The following is a 16759-nucleotide window of genomic DNA, read 5'->3' on the forward strand; positions in this document are numbered from 1 at the left end:
GTGCAAAACTCTTTATTGGGGTGGATTCTGCGCCGATGCATATGGCCGCAGCGCTTAATACGCCTTGCGTCGCCTTATTCGGCCCGACGAAAATGCAGCACTGGCGTCCATGGGGCAAAAATAATACCACTCTCTGGGCGGGGGACTACGCGCCGCTACCCGCACCCGATTCGATCGATACGAAAACTCAACAACGTTATCTGCATGCAATCCCTGTCAGTGATGTGATTGATGCAGCCAGGAGTTATCTGCATGACTAATGCCGCCAGTGGGAAAAACATCCGTTTAGCGATTGTCAGACAAAAATATCGCCCGGATGGCGGCGCGGAACGTTTTATTTCCCGCGCCCTGGAGGCACTGGATGACCAAAATATTGATCTGAATATTATTACCCGCCAGTGGGAAGGCAAGCCAAATCCGCAATGGAAAATTCATCTGTGTAATCCGGCAAAGTATGGCCGTGTTTCACGTGAGAAGGGTTTTGCCGCTGCTGCGCAACAATGTTGGAAACAGGAACATTTCGACATAGTGCAAAGCCACGAACGTATTCCGGGTTGCGACATTTTCCGGGCCGGCGATGGTGCACATCGTGTCTGGCTGGAACAACGGGCGCGTGTCATTTCCCCTCTTCAGCGTTTTCTTACAAAAATCAGCCCCTACCACCGCTATGTCCTGCAAGCCGAAGAAGAGATGTTCCACTCCCCGGCATTGAAAAAAATCATCTGCAATTCTGAGATGGTAAAACGGGATATCATCCGCTGTTACGGAGTTGATGAGAGCCGTTTTGAAGTGATCTATAACGCCATTGATTCCCAAAAATTCGTACCGGCGACAGATGCACAGCGCCTTGCTGCGCGTGAAATGCTTTCAATTCCTGCGCAGGCCGTGGCACTGATTTACGTAGGTTCAGGTTTTGAACGCAAAGGGCTGAAGCCTGCCATTGAAGCTATCGCTTGTGGCGATCGCTACCTCATTGTCGTCGGACAAGATAAAGACCAGAAAAAATATGCGTCGCTGGCTCAACAATCAGGGTGCGCAGACCGGGTCCGCTTTGTCGGCGTACAAAACAACGTACTCCCTTATTACCATGCGGCCGATGGCATGATTCTGCCGACATTATACGACCCGTTCCCGAACGTGATTCTTGAAGCCATGGCCTGCGGATTGCCCGTTATCACCAGCGAAACCTGTGGTGGCGCAGAGTTTATTATGCAGGGGCGCGAAGGCTTCGTTTGCGATGCGCTGGATGTGATAAGACTTAGCGAATACGTCAATAAAATTCCTTCCCGTCAGGAAAATGACCAGATGGGAAATGCGGCAAGAGACCGGATTTTACCTTACAGCCCTAAAAACCTTTCAAAACAGTTGGTTACACTTTATCACTCGTTACTGGTCTGAGGACGCAGGCGCTGACATGATGAGTCGATCACACTTATCTGATAACATGTGCCCATCTATCCGCCGGGACTATTTTCGCTCTATGAAATTGACTTTCCCTTATGCAACGCCTGATAAAAGATGAATATTTTTTATAATATAATCATATATTTAATTCAGCCATTGATTTGGATCCGTTTACTTTTGCGCAGCCGCAAGTCGCCCGCCTATCGTAAACGCTGGGCTGAACGTTATGGCTTCTGCAAAGGAAAGGTTGTCTCCGGCGGCATTATGCTGCATTCCGTTTCCGTTKGAGAAACGCTGGCAGCGATCCCTTTAGTCCGCGCATTACGCCACCGTTATCCTTCTCTGCCAATTACCGTCACCACCATGACACCGACAGGCTCAGAGCGTGTTCAGTCCGCTTTTGGCAAGGGTGTGCACCACGTCTATCTGCCTTATGATCTGGCCGGATCCGTAAATCGTTTCCTGGATGAGGTTAACCCCAAGCTGGTAATCATTATGGAAACCGAGCTTTGGCCGAACCTTATCAGTGCATTGCATCGTCGCAAAATTCCACTGGTTATCGCCAATGCCCGTCTTTCTGCCCGCTCAGCGAAGGGATACCAGAAGCTAGGCAAATTCATCCGTACCATTTTGCAACGCATTACACTGATCGCCGCACAGAATCAGGAAGATGGTGAACGCTTCTTATCTTTAGGACTCAAACGCAACCAGCTTGCGGTGACCGGTAGCCTGAAATTCGATATCTCGGTCACCCCGGAGCTGGCGGCAAAAGCCATTGCACTGCGCAGCCAGTGGGCATCACGCCGTCAGGTGTGGATCGCTACCAGTACGCATGAAGGCGAAGAAACTTTACTGCTGGAGGCGCACAAAGAGCTGCTGAAAGCGCATCCGAACTTGCTGCTTATTCTGGTGCCGCGCCATCCTGAACGTTTCCCGGTAGCTTGTGAGCTGACGCGCAAAGCTGGCCTCTCTTTCATTCAGCGCAGCTCAGGGGAAGTTCCTTCTTCGGCCACTCAGGTCGTGATCGGCGATACGATGGGCGAATTAATGTTGCTGTATGGCATTGCTGACCTGGCGTTTGTCGGTGGCAGTCTGGTCGATCGCGGAGGCCATAATCCCCTGGAAGCGGCAGCCCACGCAATTCCGGTGCTGATGGGACCCCATACCTTCAATTTCAAAGACATCTGCGCCAAGCTGGCTCAGGACGACGGTCTGATCACGGTCACTGATACTGCATCGCTGGTGAAAGAAATTTCTACACTGTTGACCGATGAAGACTACCGTTTGTATTACGGTCGCCATGCCGTTGAAGTTCTGCATCAAAATCAGGGGGCGTTACAGCGCCTGCTGCATTTACTGGAGCCTTATCTGCCCATCCGGAGTCATTAATGGCTGATAAAAAACGTTTATCCGTCGTGCTGATTGCCCGTAATGAGGCGGATTTATTGCCGGAATGCCTTAAGTCAGTAGACTGGGCAGATGAAATAATTCTGCTCGATTCCGGCAGCAACGATGCGACGCAGGATGTTGCCCGCCACTTCGGCGCTAAAGTATTCCAGAACACAGAGTGGCCGGGTTTTGGCAAACAGCGCCAGCTGGCGCAAAGTCATGCCACCGGTGACTACATTTTGATGATCGATGCCGACGAGCGTGTCACCCCTGAATTACGACAGTCGATTGAAACCGTGCTGAATTGCCCGCAGGAAAATACCGTTTATAGCCTCGGACGCAGTAATCTGTTCCTCGGAAAATTCATGCGCCACAGCGGCTGGTATCCTGATCGGGTCAACCGCCTGTACCCTGCTACATTCTGCTACAACGACGATCTGGTGCATGAATCACTGAACACAGGCAATGCGACTGTCGTTGCTTTGCAAGGTGACCTGCTGCATCTCACCTGTCGCGACCTTTTCGTTTTCCAGCGTAAACAGCTCAGCTATGCGCAGGCGTGGGCAGAGCAACGCCATCAGCAAGGTCGCCGTTGCAGTTTTTCCTCAATTCTTTCGCATACGCTGGGCGCATTCGTCAAAACCTGGATCCTGCGGGCCGGTTTTATGGATGGAAAGCAGGGGTTGATCCTGGCAGGCGTCAATGCACAATATACGTTCAATAAATATGCCGCCCTGTGGGCACTCAGCCACCAACTGCAAAAGTGAGCCGTCATGAGCACTAAGGCAATTTATCCCGGCACTTTCGACCCGATGACCAACGGGCATCTCGATATCGTCACCCGTGCGGCGCTGATGTTCGACCAGGTCATTCTTGCGATTGCGGCCAGCCCGAGCAAAAAACCGATGTTTTCGCTGGATGAACGCGTGGCGCTGGCGACCCAGGTCACATCCCATCTGGATAATGTTGAAGTCATTGGTTTCAGCGATTTGATGGCGAATTTCGCCAAAAATCAGGGCGCAAACGTGCTGGTACGGGGATTACGTGCGGTGTCTGATTTTGAATATGAGATGCAACTGGCGAACATGAACCGACATTTGCTGCCAACGCTGGAAAGCGTGTTCATGATGCCCTCAAAAGAATGGTCGTTTATTTCTTCTTCGCTGGTCAAAGAAGTCGCCCGCCACGGTGGGGATATCACGCCTTTCCTGCCGCAAATCATTACTCAGGCACTGATGGAAAAAATCAGCGCCTGAATCATGCGTTAGCGCTGACAGCGCGGGCAAAAAAACGTGGTGCGCTGAGCGTGTTTCTTACTCTCAATGGGCGTACCACATGCGCGGCAAGGCTCGCCCGTTCTGCCGTATACCTGCAGTTCCTGTGCAAAATATCCTGGCTTCCCATCTGACTGTAGAAAGTCTTTCAGCGTCGTCCCGCCCTGTTCAATAGAGCGCAGCAATACCGCTTTGATGGTTCTCACCAGCAATTCCGTCTCATCACGTTTGAGCGAATGTGCAGGTCTGTCAGGTGAAATACCGGCAACAAACAGGGATTCGCTGGCATAGATATTCCCGACGCCGACCACCAGTTTGTTATCCATCAGCCAGGGTTTGATTGGCGATTTCTTCGTACGGGATTTCTCAAACAGATAATCTGCGTTGAAATCCTCGCTCAGCGGTTCCGGCCCCAGATGGGCTAAGACATTACTGGCCGCCAGATCAGAAGACCATAACCAGGCACCAAAACGTCGCGGATCGGTATAACGCAGCACATGGCCGGTATCCATCACCAGATCAACGTGGTCATGCTTACCTGCTTCAGTTTCTTCCGGCAATACCCGCAAACTGCCGGACATGCCCAGATGAATGATAATCCATCCGGTTCGCAGCTCAACCAGCAGATATTTTGCCCGACGCTGCACACTCAGAACCGGCTGATCGCTTAACGCTAAGATCTCCGCCGAGACAGGCCAGCGCAGGCGCGGATTACGCACAATGGCATGCAGTATCGTGTGACCTTTCAGATAGGGTTCAATCCCTCTGCGGCTGGTTTCAACCTCAGGTAATTCCGGCATAATTTCCCCTTGAGCAAAATCGTGTTCAAAGTGTGTCGCAGACACCGACATCAGGCAAATAAAAGTCGCACTAAATGGAAATCACGAAATTCAGGCAATAAAAAACCCGGCCGGAGCCGGGTTTTAGCAATCCACTAAAATTATTTAATTTTAGCTTCTTTATAGATCACGTGTTGACGGACAACTGGATCGAATTTCTTCAGTTCCAATTTTTCCGGCTTAGTACGCTTGTTCTTCGTGGTGGTATAGAAGTGACCAGTACCAGCAGAAGAAACCAGCTTGATCTTCTCGCGAACACCTTTAGCCATGATGCAGTTCCTTAATACTTCTCACCGCGGGCACGCAGATCGGCCAAGACCGTCTCAATACCCTTCTTATCAATAACACGCATACCTTTAGCAGATACACGCAGAGTTACAAAGCGCTTCTCAGCCTCAACCCAAAAACGGTGGGAGTGCAGGTTCGGCAGAAAACGGCGTTTGGTCGCGTTCATTGCGTGGGAACGGTTGTTACCGCTCACCGGGCGCTTGCCAGTAACTTGGCAGACTCGGGACATGTCTATTCTCCAAAAATCAAATCAGCTCGAGCTTCGTATAGGGTATGGCCGCCTCGTCAGGCTTTTAGAGCCCATCTCAGCAAACTCCACTGAGAACCGACTCACTGTCGTCGGGTAAAAAACCAATTCATCAGGTCAGAAACCTGCTGAGATAGGCTCTTAACGCCAAACCCAAGATTCTCAAAGGTGGCGTAGTATACGCTCTGTAGCGTAAGTGCTCAAGTCCCGAACAGCTAAAGATCCCTAAGGATCTTCAAAAAACGAAGTTAAATCCAGCCGCGTTCGGCAAAAGATACCGTTTCTCCGTGGCCTACAACCAAATGGTCAAGGACACGAATTTCCAGCAACTGGCACGCTCGAATAATCTGTTCAGTTACTTTTCTGTCCATCAGACTGGGCTCAGCCCGACCGGATGGGTGATTATGCGCCAGAATTAGGGCTGCCGCATTAACCTTCATCGCACCACGAACAATTTCGCGGGGATACACTTCTACGTGCCCAATAGTACCAGCAAACATCTCCTCATGGCGAATAACGCGATGCTGGTTGTCGAGAAAAAGTACCAGGAACACCTCTCTTTCCCGAAAAACGAGTAAATTCTGCAAATATTCACGGATAACTTTGGGGCTGAGCATCGCATTTTCGGCACTCAGGTGGCGCAGATAAGCGCGGCGGGATAATTCGGACACCGCCACAAGTTGCGAAAACTTGGCAACCCCCATTCCTTTCGTGCGCGCCATGGCGTCAAAATCCGCCATCAGTAACTGATGCAATGAACCGAACTCTTCCAGCAGATTCTTTGCCAGGTCCATCACATGCAATCCCCGGCATCCTGTACGCAGGTAAATCGCCAGCAATTCCTGATCCGTCAGCTCTTTTGCCCCTTGCTGCAATAATTTTTCGCGCGGTGGCATCACTCCCGGCCACTGGTTTTGCTGTTTCGTCATCCTGACTCCTTTTTTGCGGCGATTGTGTCACAGCATTCTCCCAGTCATAACGTCCGGTATGTCGGCTTGCGAGATGTTACGCAGAATTTTTATTCCTCAACTTTCGACGCATCGCCAATAGCTGTCATCATTCCCCGTTATGCTAAAATGTCGCTTCTTTCAGCTTTCAACCAATCGGACAATGATGATGACGGGACTTTCCGGCAAACATATTGTGCTCGGTATCAGCGGTGGTATCGCTGCCTATAAAGCACCAGAACTGGTACGTCGCTTACGTGAAAGAGGCGCTGAAGTTCGCGTCGTCATGACAGAAGCGGCGAAATTTTTCGTGACTCCGCTGAGCCTGCAGGCTGTTTCTGGCTATCCGGTTTCTGACGACCTGCTTGATCCGGCGGCCGAAGCGGCAATGGGACATATCGAGTTAGGGAAATGGGCAGATTTAGTCATTATCGCGCCTGCCACAGCGGATTTGCTGGCTCGCATGAATGCTGGCATGGCAAATGATCTGCTGACGACGGTGTGTCTGGCGACAGCGGCACCGGTCGCGGTACTTCCTGCGATGAACCAGCAAATGTATCGTGCGGCCATCACGCAAGAAAACCTGCAAAGCCTGGCAGCACGGGGCACATTGTTGTGGGGGCCGGACAGCGGCAGTCAGGCCTGCGGCGATGTTGGCCCGGGACGTATGCTGGACCCGCTGGTGATTGTGGATATGGCCAATGCGCATTTCTCTTCGCGCAAGGATCTGGCGCATCTGAATATTATGGTGACCGCAGGCCCCACCCGTGAGCCGCTGGATCCTGTCCGCTTCATCAGTAATCACAGTTCCGGCAAAATGGGTTTTGCCATTGCCAAAGCCGCCGCTGAACGTGGTGCCAAAGTAACGCTGATCGCCGGGCCGGTGACGCAACCGACGCCTGCCCGTGTTCATCGTATTGATGTGGAAAGTGCGCTGGAAATGGAGCAAGCCGTCCAGCTTTCGGCAACTTCTCAGCATATTTTTATTTCCTGCGCTGCCGTGGCGGATTATCGCGCAGAACGTATTGCTGATGAGAAGATCAAAAAGCAAGGCGATGAAATCACTGTAAAAATGATTAAAAACCCTGACATCGTCGCTGGCGTCGCGGCCATGACAGAAAACCGGCCTTACGTCGTGGGGTTTGCCGCTGAAACCCAGAATGTGGAAGAATACGCGCGGCAAAAAAGGATCCGTAAGAATCTGGATCTGATCTGCGCCAACGATGTTTCACTTGCCGGGCAAGGTTTCAACAGCGATTCCAATGCCTTGCATCTTTTTTGGCAGGACGGGGATAAAATCTTACCACTCAGCGATAAGTCCCTGCTTGGCCAACGTTTATTAGAAGAGATTGTCAGCCGTTATGATGAAAAAAATCGACATTAAAATTCTCGACCCGCGCATCGGTTCGACTTTCGCTTTACCGGCTTACGCGACACCGGGGTCTGCGGGTCTGGATTTACGCGCCTGTCTGGATGCTTCTGTAGAACTGAAACCGGGCGAAACCACACTGCTGCCAACAGGTCTGGCTATCCATATTGGTGATGCTAATCTGGCGGCGGTGATTTTGCCACGTTCCGGTCTGGGTCATAAACACGGCGTTGTACTGGGCAATCTGGTTGGCCTTATCGATTCAGATTATCAGGGCCAACTTATGGTGTCCGTCTGGAACCGTGGTCAGACAACATTTGTTATCGAACCGGGCGAGCGCATTGCTCAGATGGTGTTTGTGCCTGTCGTTCAGGCAGAATTCAATCTGGTGGAAGATTTTGACGCCAGTGAACGCGGCGAAGGGGGCTTTGGCCACTCAGGTCGCCAATAAGAACCTGTTCAGCACCGCTGATTTTGACGCGATATTGAACAGATCCTTATCACTATCAGACCGTAACAACGCGAAGGGAACGAAATAAGCCGCAGGATCACAGCGATTCATGCGGCAGTTGTGCGGTTTCTCCATGATTTTAGCCGTTTTTTAGCAAGGGTCTATTCAGACATGGCAGAGAAAGAAACGACAAAAAGGAACAGGCGCGAAGAGATTTTGCAGGCATTAGCGCAAATGCTTCAGTCCAGCGACGGCAGCCAGCGGATCACGACTGCAAAGCTCGCCGCCAGCGTGGGGGTTTCAGAAGCAGCTCTTTATCGTCATTTTCCCAGTAAAACGCGGATGTTTGACAGCTTAATTGAGTTTATCGAAGACAGTCTGATCACCCGTATCAATCTCATCCTGCAGGATGAAAAGGATACGCTAAACAGAATACGTCTGATTTTGCTGCTGATTTTAGGGTTTGCCGAGCGTAATCCGGGATTGACCCGTATTATGACCGGCCATGCCCTGATGTTTGAACAGGACCGTTTGCAGGGCCGCATCAACCAACTTTTCGAGCGGATTGAAGCGCAACTGCGTCAGGTACTGCGGGAAAAGAAAATGCGTGAAGGCAGCGGATTCATCAGCGATGAAACTCTACTCGCCAGCCAGTTACTGGCATTTTGCGAAGGGATGCTGTCACGTTTTGTACGCTCTGAATTCAAGTACAAACCGACTCAGGACTTCGATACCCGCTGGCCACTTATCTCTGCTCAGCTGCAATAAACGCGCAGGGACAAACGTCAAATCTAAAAAGGGCCGAAAGGCCCTTTTTCATATTATGGCTGAATCATTTTCCCATTTTCATCCAGCATCGCGGTCAGTAACGCTGTGCCGTCATCACCTACCCGAAATGCACCATAACGCGCACGGGCGAAACGTTCACCTTGCCCTTCCTGGAAAAAATACGCATTAGTTCCCACCATCAGTGTTCCGGCATTCATATGATAGTTAACCCGTAATTCATCGGGCTTCAGCGGGTCACCGCTATCAAACCGCGCCTGAGTGACCTGCCGGTGCTCATTAACTGCCACAATAATTTTGCCACTAACAGGAAAACAAGGCGTCTGTGGAAGAGAATTACAACCCTGACGTTGCTGGTATAACTCCTCTTGCAAAGATCGCGTGATGGCATAATTGAGAGCCATGTAATCCCCCTGCATCAAAGAACGCGGATCAACCGGCGCAAGCTGCAATATCATTACCGCGCCCTGTTTAAGCACCTGCTCTTTTTGCCAGATACCCGCATTCACTGCGATCAGTGCCAGCAGTATCACTACTCCTGACAGCCATTTCCTCAGATTACGGGTTTGCATAAGCTTCCTCCTTACGCACGGGGATCAGTTTTTTGGCTGCAAAGGCCAGCGCCAGCAACACCACGCCTGTGACAAACATCAGAAGGGATTTCTGTAATAAGCTGACGCCGAGGAAGTAATACCAGTCGATAACATACAGCGCGAGGAAACAGCCGCTCGCGGCTAAAACCCCCTGATTTCCCTGATAACGCGCCATCAGTAATAGCCACAGCCCCAGGCCAATTCCCGGCGCATAAAAGGCTGCGACGCCACACACAACCGCCGCCACCAGATACAGCATTGCTGATGGCGTCTTTTTCACAACAGTCTGATACAAACACACCAGTACTAAACCTGCGGCAATGCCTGCGCCAGTTCCTCCCGAAAGAGGAAAATACCCCGCTGGCCGCCAGAAAACATCGAAGAGAAGCGAGGTGTTAATGGCGGAAAAACACTGCAATATCAGGCCGGAAGGAATACCCCAGAGGAGGGGGAAAACAGCCTCAGCCCATGATGTGGCTTTTAAGTTAATTTGTTCTCTGATAATCCACAGCCAGAAAATCACAATGACAGTAACCAGCGCTGAAACCGCCCAAAAACGGGTGACCGGCGGTAAATACATCCCTGTCAGCAAATTGCCGGAAAGGATCAGCAAAAATGTCAGCGCCGTTATCGCCATAAAGCGGAAAGTACGATCGCGCATTGCCAGCGCCATCAACGCAAGCACCGGTAATGAACAGAGCGAGCCCACCAGGAAGGACATTTCCCAGTCAGGTTCAAAGAGAAGATAGAAACCAAAACAGAGGCCGCAGGTCGCGGCTATCGCCCATGCCAGCCCGATATGATGCTTACTCACGCCCTGCATGCGCAAAAGCCCACCCGCGACAATTGCAAGGAGCAGAGAAGGGATAATCACCGTGGCTGCATTGGGGTCATTGAGCAGGTCGACAACATACAGCACCAGAATCAGCAGAAATAAAATAATCATCGCGGCGACCCAGCCACCGATACCCAGTGTCAGTCGCAGGTACCAGGGAAGATGAGAGGAGTGATCGTATTGCTGAATCTCTTCAATTTGCACCTGACTAAGCAAATCATTTCGGCGTAGTTGTTCCGTCAGCACTGCCATTTCCGTGGAAGAAACCTCGACCGGCTGGCTCTCATAGAGTTTACGCCGCCAGTAGAGCATCAGGGCGCCACATCCCGCCAGCCATAAAGCCATCAGACAGCCCAGCATAAACAGGCCACCCACATCGTAAGAACTGTCGAACATCTGCATGATCAGCACACATCCCACTGCCGCTGCGCTGGCGGTTCCCAGAGTCAGCATGCAGAGATCAGGATAGCGATAACGATAAAAGAAGTAACTCACCACTAAGACTGCCAGCCATAAGGCGGTGACGAAGGGGTGAGGGGTATCGTATCCCCAACCGGATATATTTTCGGCAACAATGCAAGTCAGCACTAATAGCAGGAAACCAGCCATCACCCGGGAAAACCAGCGRCTGGCAAGCCAGGAGTGGGGATTGTGCTTAATGACCCGCATGGCCAGAACTTCGCGAATGATCATGCACAACGTCTGCGCAATCAGATAGCTGTAGAGCGCAGTTGTGGGGAAATAGTCGAGACCGTCGAATACGGCGCTGTCCATCAGGGACATAGACACCGTGGCGTAATAGAGCTGAAACGTCAGATTGGCAAGTAACCAGGAGCAGAACCACAGACTGTTCTGTCGGGCGATTAAGGCTAAAGGCAGGAAAACAAACAGCCAGGCCCTGAACAGCTCCCAACTGTCGGCACCCGTCTGATAAATCTGGCCATAAAGGGCAAACAGAGCACCAAAGCCGAGACCCGCAGCCAGCAAGGCACTGCGTGCAATCCCGTCATACCAGCGCCACCAGACGACGACGGCAAGCGCAACGATCAGTAACTCGGCCAGCGCAAATTTTGCCATCTTTGGCATATCTGCCCAGTTCCAGGCTACAAAGAATACGGCACCGGCCACCAGTGATAACAGACCCAGCAGGGAGAGTAAGGGAACCAGAAATTTCTGCCATTCGGGATAACCCGGCCGGACGCCACAAAAGTCATAAATACGCTGACATGCGGCCGGCGTCAGGCTACCGCTTTTGACCAGACGCTCCGTCTGGCGACAGAAAAACTCTGCCGCCCGCGAAGGCATCCATTCTTTGCTGCCGGCTTCAGTTTGTGTCATGACATCCCTGCCTTTGAGGTTTTACCCGATATTAAACACCATACTCCTGCCGGTAAGCCCGCACAGCAGCCAGATGGTCAGCCATTTCCGCCTTTTCTTCCAGATACTCAATCAGGTCGGCCAGCGTAATAATTGAAATCACTTTGCAATGATAGTCGCGCTCAACCTCCTGAATAGCGGAGATATCTGCGCGTCCACGTTCCTGACGGTCCAGAGAAATCAATACGCCAGCCAGAGTGGCTTTGTTCGCGTTGATGATTTCCATCGATTCACGGATGGCAGTACCGGCGGTGATCACATCATCGACCAGCATGACACGCCCCTGCAAAGGGCTGCCGACCAGCAAGCCGCCTTCACCATGGTCTTTGGCTTCTTTGCGGTTAAAGCAGTATGGCACATCGCGCTCATGATGCTCAGCCAGTGCAACCGCGGTGGTCGTCGCGATTGGAATACCTTTGTAAGCCGGGCCAAACACTAAATCGAAATCAATTTTGGAATCCACCAATGCTTCGGCATAAAAACGTCCCAGTAACGCCAGATCACGGCCAGTATTAAATAGACCAGCATTGAAGAAGTAAGGGCTGATGCGCCCGGACTTCAGGGTAAATTCACCGAATTTCAAAACCTGTTTGTTCAGTGCGAACTCAATAAACTGGCGCTGATAGGCTTTCATTGATGGTCTCCTCTATAACGTCTTATTTCTTATTGTCAGCCCGCAGGCCATAAAAAAGGCGACTTCTCAGTCGCCTTAAAAAATTATTCCGCCAGCGCCGCTTTCTGCGCCTGGAAGATAGTGTCGATGCCCCCTCTGGCGAGAGCAAGTAAACCGAGTAACTCTTCGTGGCTGAATGGCTCACCTTCTGCGGTGCCCTGCACCTCAATCATGCGGCCATCTTCCATCATCACCACGTTCATGTCGGTTTCTGCCGCTGAGTCTTCGACATACTCGAGATCACACAGCGCTTCGCCTTTCACGATGCCTACGGAAACCGCTGCAACCATGCCTTTCATCGGATTAGCTTTCAGTTTACCTGCAGCTACCAGCGCATTCAGTGCATCCGCCAGAGCAACGCAAGCACCAGAAATGGACGCAGTGCGCGTGCCGCCGTCCGCCTGCAACACATCACAGTCGAGCGTAATGGTGAATTCACCCAGCTTTTTCAGATCCACCGCAGCACGCAGGGAACGGGCAATCAGACGCTGAATTTCCAGAGTACGACCGCCTTGCTTGCCTTTTGCGGCTTCACGCGCATTACGCGTATGGGTAGAACGCGGCAACATGCCGTACTCTGCGGTGATCCAACCTTGTCCCTGACCTTTCAGAAAACGCGGAACACCTTCCTCCACCGTCGCGGTACATAGCACTTTAGTATCACCAAACTCCACCAGCACGGAACCTTCAGCGTGTTTAGTGTAATGGCGGGTCAGTGTTACGGGGCGCACTTGTTGTGCATTTCGGCCTGCTGGACGCATGGATACTTCTCCGGGTCACGAATCATGTTTGGCTGCGCATTATACCCAAAAACATTCAGGTTGCATCAAGGCGGCAAGTGAATGAACTCCGCGAGCTTACTCACGTAAGCGACCGGAATGAGTAAACGACGCCAACGCAGAGGCAGCCTGAAGGGTGACGGGGATACGGACTTCAGGAGGTTATACCTATCATGACTGGCATGGCACGGCTATAATCGCTGCATCTTTACATTAACAGGTACGCATACATGATCAGAAGTATGACCGCTTATGCCCGACGCGAAATTAAGGGTGACTGGGGCAGCGCAGCGTGGGAACTCCGCTCGGTAAACCAACGTTATCTCGAAACCTACATCCGTCTGCCCGAGCAATTCCGCAGCCTGGAGCCGGTTGTCCGTGAGCGCATTCGCGCCCGGCTTACCCGCGGTAAAGTCGAATGTAATCTGCGTTTTGATCTCGATCCGGGCGCACAAAGCACGTTGCAGCTCAATGAAAAACTGGCGAAACAGCTGGTTGAAGCCGCGCAATGGGTGAAAATGCAAAGTGATGAAGGCGAAATTAATCCGCTGGAAGTCCTGCGCTGGCCGGGCGTGATGCTGGCTGAAGAACAGGATCTGGATGCCATCAGCACCGAGTTGCTGCTGGCGCTGGAAACAGCACTGGACGATTTTATCAGCGCACGCGAAAGCGAAGGTGCCGCACTGAAAACGATGATCGAACAGCGTCTCGACGGTGTGAGTGCAGAAGTGGTAAAAGTCCGCGCCCAGATGCCAAATATTCTGCAATGGCAGCGCGAGCGCCTGGTCAGCAAACTGGAAGATGCGCAGGTTCAGCTGGAAAATACCCGTCTGGAGCAGGAACTGGTTCTAATGGCGCAGCGTGTCGATGTAGCTGAAGAGCTGGACCGACTTGAAGCGCACGTCAAAGAAACACATAAAATCATGAAGAAAGAAGAAGCCGTGGGCCGTCGTCTTGATTTTATGATGCAGGAATTTAACCGCGAATCGAACACACTGGCATCTAAATCTATCAATGCTGATGTCACGACGTCAGCCATCGAGTTGAAAGTGTTGATCGAACAAATGCGCGAGCAAATTCAGAACATCGAGTAAATCCTCTCCCCCGCATAATAAAAAACGCCTCCGGTCATAAAACCCGAGGCGTTTTTTTATGCGTCAGCGAAGAAAGAAATTAGTCTTCCCAGCGTTTCAACAATACACAGGCATTAACGCCACCGAAGCCGAAACCGTTTGATAAGGCATAGGTGATGTCATGTTTCTGCGCAGTATTACCGACGATGTTCAGACCGGCAGCCGCTTCGTCTTTGTTTTCCAGATTCAGCGTCGGAGGAACGATTTGGTCACGTACGGCAAGAATGGTGAAGATCGTCTCCAGCCCGCCAGCCGCGCCCAACAAGTGTCCGGTCGCAGATTTGGTAGACGTAACAGCCAGTTTGCCGTCAGTGCCAAACAGGGTTTTAATCGCATTGATTTCACCCAGATCACCCACCGGCGTAGACGTAGCGTGAGCATTCAGATGTTGCACGTCTGATGGCTGAATACCCGCCTGACGCAGGGCGATTTTCATCGCGCGGCCCGCACCGTTGCCATCTTCCGCACCGGACGTCATGTGGTAGGCGTCACCGCTGGTGCCGTAACCGACAATCTCAGCCAGAATTTTGGCGCCACGTGCCTTCGCATGTTCCAGCTCTTCGATCACCAGCATGCCTGCGCCTTCGCCCATGATGAAACCATCACGCGCGCTGTCAAACGGACGGGAGGCTTTTTCCGGATGATCTTCATGACCGGTAGACATGGCCTTCGCTGCAGCAAAACCGCCCAGGCTCACGGTATCAATCGCCGCTTCTGCGCCGCCACAAAGCGCAACATCGGCTTCGTCATTGCGAATCAAACGCACTGCATCACCAATCGCCTGAACACCTGCCGCGCAAGCCGTTACCGGTGCGCCAATCGGGCCTTTGAACTGATGTTTAATCGAAACCTGGCCAGACGCCAGATTCACCAGGAATGAAGGTATAGTGAAAGGCGACAAACGCTTAGCGCCACGGCTGTCATTGGTGCGCACGGCATGGGCAATAGCCGGGAAGCCGCCGATACCAGAACCGATGATTGTTGCGGTACGTTCCTGCTGTTCCTGCGTTTCTGCTTTCCAGCCGGCATCAGCAATAGCCATATCCGCAGCAGCCATCGCAAACAGAATGAAACGGTCCATTTTTTTCTGGTCTTTCGGTACCACGAACATATCCGGATCGAATCCTGACTCAGGGTCCTGTTCTTTAGTTTGTACCTGACCACCAATTTTCACAGTCAACGTTTCAACAATCTCTTCCGGCAAAACTCGGATACCAGACTGACCGGCCAGCAGACGCTTCCAGATAGTTTCGATATCACAGCCCAGAGGACTCACAGCCCCCATGCCGGTAATAACCACTCGACGATGAGTCATAAAACATTCCTCTCTGTCTGTATAAGACGTAAGTTTCTGCAGGCGATTACATGAACCGGCCAGAAACGGGTTTCTGGATAATAAAGCCTGACAGTATGTGACGAATTACGTTTTTGTAAACCCGTAACCCAAAATTTTATTGTGCCTACTTTGCGAGGCTACGCAACACCAGGCTGGTGATTGCCTGAACGCGTTCTTCCAGTTGTTCAGGTGTTTTTTGTTCCAGCAATAACGGATGCGAGAAGGGGGTTGTCACCGTGGTGATCGCCATACAAACCTCATCCAGCGGCGTTTTACGCTCAAATTCACCGGATTCCCGGCCGTCGGCAACCACTTTCTCAACAATGCTGTATATCATAGCACGATGATTTAATGTGGATTTCCATCGCTGAGCTGAGGCTATCGCGGCCAGATCATGTAATTTCCTGTCCAGGAAAAAGAGATCCAGACTACGTGTCAGCAGCGTTTTAAAAATAGATCTCAGGCGCAGAGTCGCACTTTGGTCACTTTGCGCAATCACCATGAGCGCTTCATCTATCTGCCCCACCCGCTGCGAGCAAATGGCTTCGCCAATAGCTTGTTTAGACTCAAAAAACTTATAAATATAAGCACTTGAAACGCCAATCGACTTGGCAAGATCCGCCACCGACGTTTTGGCATAGCCATAAAGACGAAAGTGCTCGAATGCCGCATCTATAATTTGTTCACGCCGTTCGTGCTCGGCAGGTCCACGCTGTGTTAACGCAACCGGAATATCGGGCTTCATACACTCCTCCGGGCAGATTAAACAATTAAGCCGTGCGTCAATGAGTGACGATTTTAATTAATCGTAACCTATAAGCGAAGAAAATTCACCTCTGATAAAAAACGGCGTCATGGATAAATGGAAAAGCACCGTCAAAACAAACGAGTAATCACCAATTTTCTAATCTAAAATAATACAACATTTTCTCTTACCCTTTAGTAATGGCTGACACGAGAGAAATCATCATTAGATAAAGTAATGTTAAAAGCCATGTAAAAGAAAAACTCAGTCGCCAGCTAATGGGAAACTCATTAC

Annotated in this window: 19 protein-coding genes; 9 read left to right on the forward strand and 10 right to left on the reverse strand. The window is 51.3% G+C overall.

Annotation, left to right across the window (positions count from 1 at the left end):
* The 5 genes from AC1DUO_RS15955 to coaD form a co-directional block, all read left to right on the forward strand.
* A partial coding sequence (locus tag AC1DUO_RS15955) for a glycosyltransferase family 9 protein (protein WP_477987925.1) occupies positions 1-260 on the forward strand: 260 nt, incomplete at its 5' end.
* Complete coding sequence (locus AC1DUO_RS15960) at positions 253-1398, forward strand: glycosyltransferase family 4 protein (RefSeq protein WP_119262201.1); 1146 nt, start codon at positions 253-255, stop codon at positions 1396-1398. The genes AC1DUO_RS15955 and AC1DUO_RS15960, both read left to right, overlap by 8 nt.
* A 120-nt stretch (positions 1399-1518) precedes the next feature.
* Complete coding sequence (gene waaA / locus AC1DUO_RS15965; RefSeq protein WP_477987928.1) at positions 1519-2793, forward strand: lipid IV(A) 3-deoxy-D-manno-octulosonic acid transferase; 1275 nt, start codon at positions 1519-1521, stop codon at positions 2791-2793.
* Entirely contained in the window at positions 2793-3560 is a 768-nt protein-coding gene (locus tag AC1DUO_RS15970; protein WP_013577622.1) for a glycosyltransferase family 2 protein, read from the forward strand. The genes waaA and AC1DUO_RS15970 overlap by 1 nt, the downstream gene beginning before the upstream one ends.
* 6 nt (positions 3561-3566) lie before the next feature.
* Complete coding sequence (gene coaD / locus AC1DUO_RS15975; protein WP_013577623.1) at positions 3567-4049, forward strand: pantetheine-phosphate adenylyltransferase; 483 nt, start codon at positions 3567-3569, stop codon at positions 4047-4049.
* A gap of 8 nt (positions 4050-4057) precedes the next feature.
* Here the strand turns inward: coaD and mutM are convergent, their stop codons facing one another.
* The 4 genes from mutM to radC all read right to left on the reverse strand — a co-directional run bounded on the left by mutM (position 4058) and on the right by radC (position 6370).
* Positions 4058-4867 (reverse strand): bifunctional DNA-formamidopyrimidine glycosylase/DNA-(apurinic or apyrimidinic site) lyase, encoded by an 810-nt coding sequence (mutM, locus tag AC1DUO_RS15980; protein WP_013577624.1) that lies wholly within the window; start codon positions 4865-4867, stop codon positions 4058-4060.
* A 140-nt stretch (positions 4868-5007) separates the two neighbouring features.
* Entirely contained in the window at positions 5008-5175 is a 168-nt protein-coding gene (gene rpmG / locus AC1DUO_RS15985) for a 50S ribosomal protein L33 (RefSeq protein ID WP_004392084.1), read from the reverse strand.
* 11 nt (positions 5176-5186) lie between these two features.
* A complete protein-coding gene (gene rpmB / locus AC1DUO_RS15990) occupies positions 5187-5423 on the reverse strand; it encodes a 50S ribosomal protein L28 (RefSeq protein WP_004931195.1) in 237 nt (78 codons plus the stop codon).
* Between the two features lie 266 nt (positions 5424-5689).
* A complete protein-coding gene (gene radC / locus AC1DUO_RS15995) occupies positions 5690-6370 on the reverse strand; it encodes a RadC family protein (protein WP_013577625.1) in 681 nt (226 codons plus the stop codon).
* Between the two features lie 184 nt (positions 6371-6554).
* Between radC and coaBC the strand changes: the two genes are divergently transcribed.
* From coaBC to slmA, 3 genes are all read left to right on the forward strand, one after another.
* Positions 6555-7772 carry a bifunctional phosphopantothenoylcysteine decarboxylase/phosphopantothenate--cysteine ligase CoaBC gene (gene coaBC / locus AC1DUO_RS16000; protein ID WP_162906086.1) on the forward strand — a complete coding sequence of 406 codons (1218 nt, stop codon included), beginning with the start codon at positions 6555-6557 and terminating at the stop codon, positions 7770-7772.
* The gene (dut, locus tag AC1DUO_RS16005) at positions 7750-8208 is read left to right on the forward strand and encodes a dUTP diphosphatase (RefSeq protein ID WP_162906087.1); all 459 of its coding nucleotides are present in this window, start codon (positions 7750-7752) and stop codon (positions 8206-8208) included. Before coaBC ends, dut begins: the two co-directional genes overlap by 23 nt.
* 171 nt (positions 8209-8379) lie before the next feature.
* Complete coding sequence (gene slmA, locus AC1DUO_RS16010) at positions 8380-8976, forward strand: nucleoid occlusion factor SlmA (protein WP_013577628.1); 597 nt, start codon at positions 8380-8382, stop codon at positions 8974-8976.
* Positions 8977-9029: 53 nt separating this feature from the next.
* Here the strand turns inward: slmA and AC1DUO_RS16015 are convergent, their stop codons facing one another.
* The 4 genes from AC1DUO_RS16015 to rph all read right to left on the reverse strand — a co-directional run bounded on the left by AC1DUO_RS16015 (position 9030) and on the right by rph (position 13233).
* Positions 9030-9566: a GDYXXLXY domain-containing protein gene (locus tag AC1DUO_RS16015; RefSeq protein WP_013577629.1), complete on the reverse strand. Its 537-nt coding sequence runs from the start codon at positions 9564-9566 to the stop codon at positions 9030-9032.
* The gene (locus AC1DUO_RS16020) at positions 9553-11760 is read right to left on the reverse strand and encodes a DUF4401 domain-containing protein (protein ID WP_119262203.1); all 2208 of its coding nucleotides are present in this window, start codon (positions 11758-11760) and stop codon (positions 9553-9555) included. The genes AC1DUO_RS16015 and AC1DUO_RS16020 overlap by 14 nt, the downstream gene beginning before the upstream one ends.
* Positions 11761-11791: 31 nt before the next feature.
* The gene (gene pyrE, locus AC1DUO_RS16025; RefSeq protein WP_037035354.1) at positions 11792-12433 is read right to left on the reverse strand and encodes an orotate phosphoribosyltransferase; all 642 of its coding nucleotides are present in this window, start codon (positions 12431-12433) and stop codon (positions 11792-11794) included.
* An 83-nt stretch (positions 12434-12516) separates the two neighbouring features.
* Positions 12517-13233, reverse strand: coding sequence for a ribonuclease PH (rph, locus tag AC1DUO_RS16030; protein WP_013577632.1), 717 nt, complete (start codon positions 13231-13233; stop codon positions 12517-12519).
* A gap of 248 nt (positions 13234-13481) precedes the next feature.
* Between rph and AC1DUO_RS16035 the strand changes: the two genes are divergently transcribed.
* Entirely contained in the window at positions 13482-14345 is an 864-nt protein-coding gene (locus AC1DUO_RS16035) for a YicC/YloC family endoribonuclease (RefSeq protein WP_013577633.1), read from the forward strand.
* Between the two features lie 79 nt (positions 14346-14424).
* Here the strand turns inward: AC1DUO_RS16035 and fabF are convergent, their stop codons facing one another.
* On the reverse strand, positions 14425-15699 hold the full coding sequence (fabF, locus tag AC1DUO_RS16040) for a beta-ketoacyl-ACP synthase II (RefSeq protein WP_013577634.1): 1275 nt from the start codon (positions 15697-15699) through the stop codon (positions 14425-14427).
* A 145-nt stretch (positions 15700-15844) separates the two neighbouring features.
* On the reverse strand, positions 15845-16465 hold the full coding sequence (locus AC1DUO_RS16045) for a TetR/AcrR family transcriptional regulator (RefSeq protein WP_013577635.1): 621 nt from the start codon (positions 16463-16465) through the stop codon (positions 15845-15847).
* Between the last annotated feature and the right edge of the window lie 294 nt (positions 16466-16759).

It is taken from the genome of Rahnella sp. P4_A8, assembly GCF_056402435.1.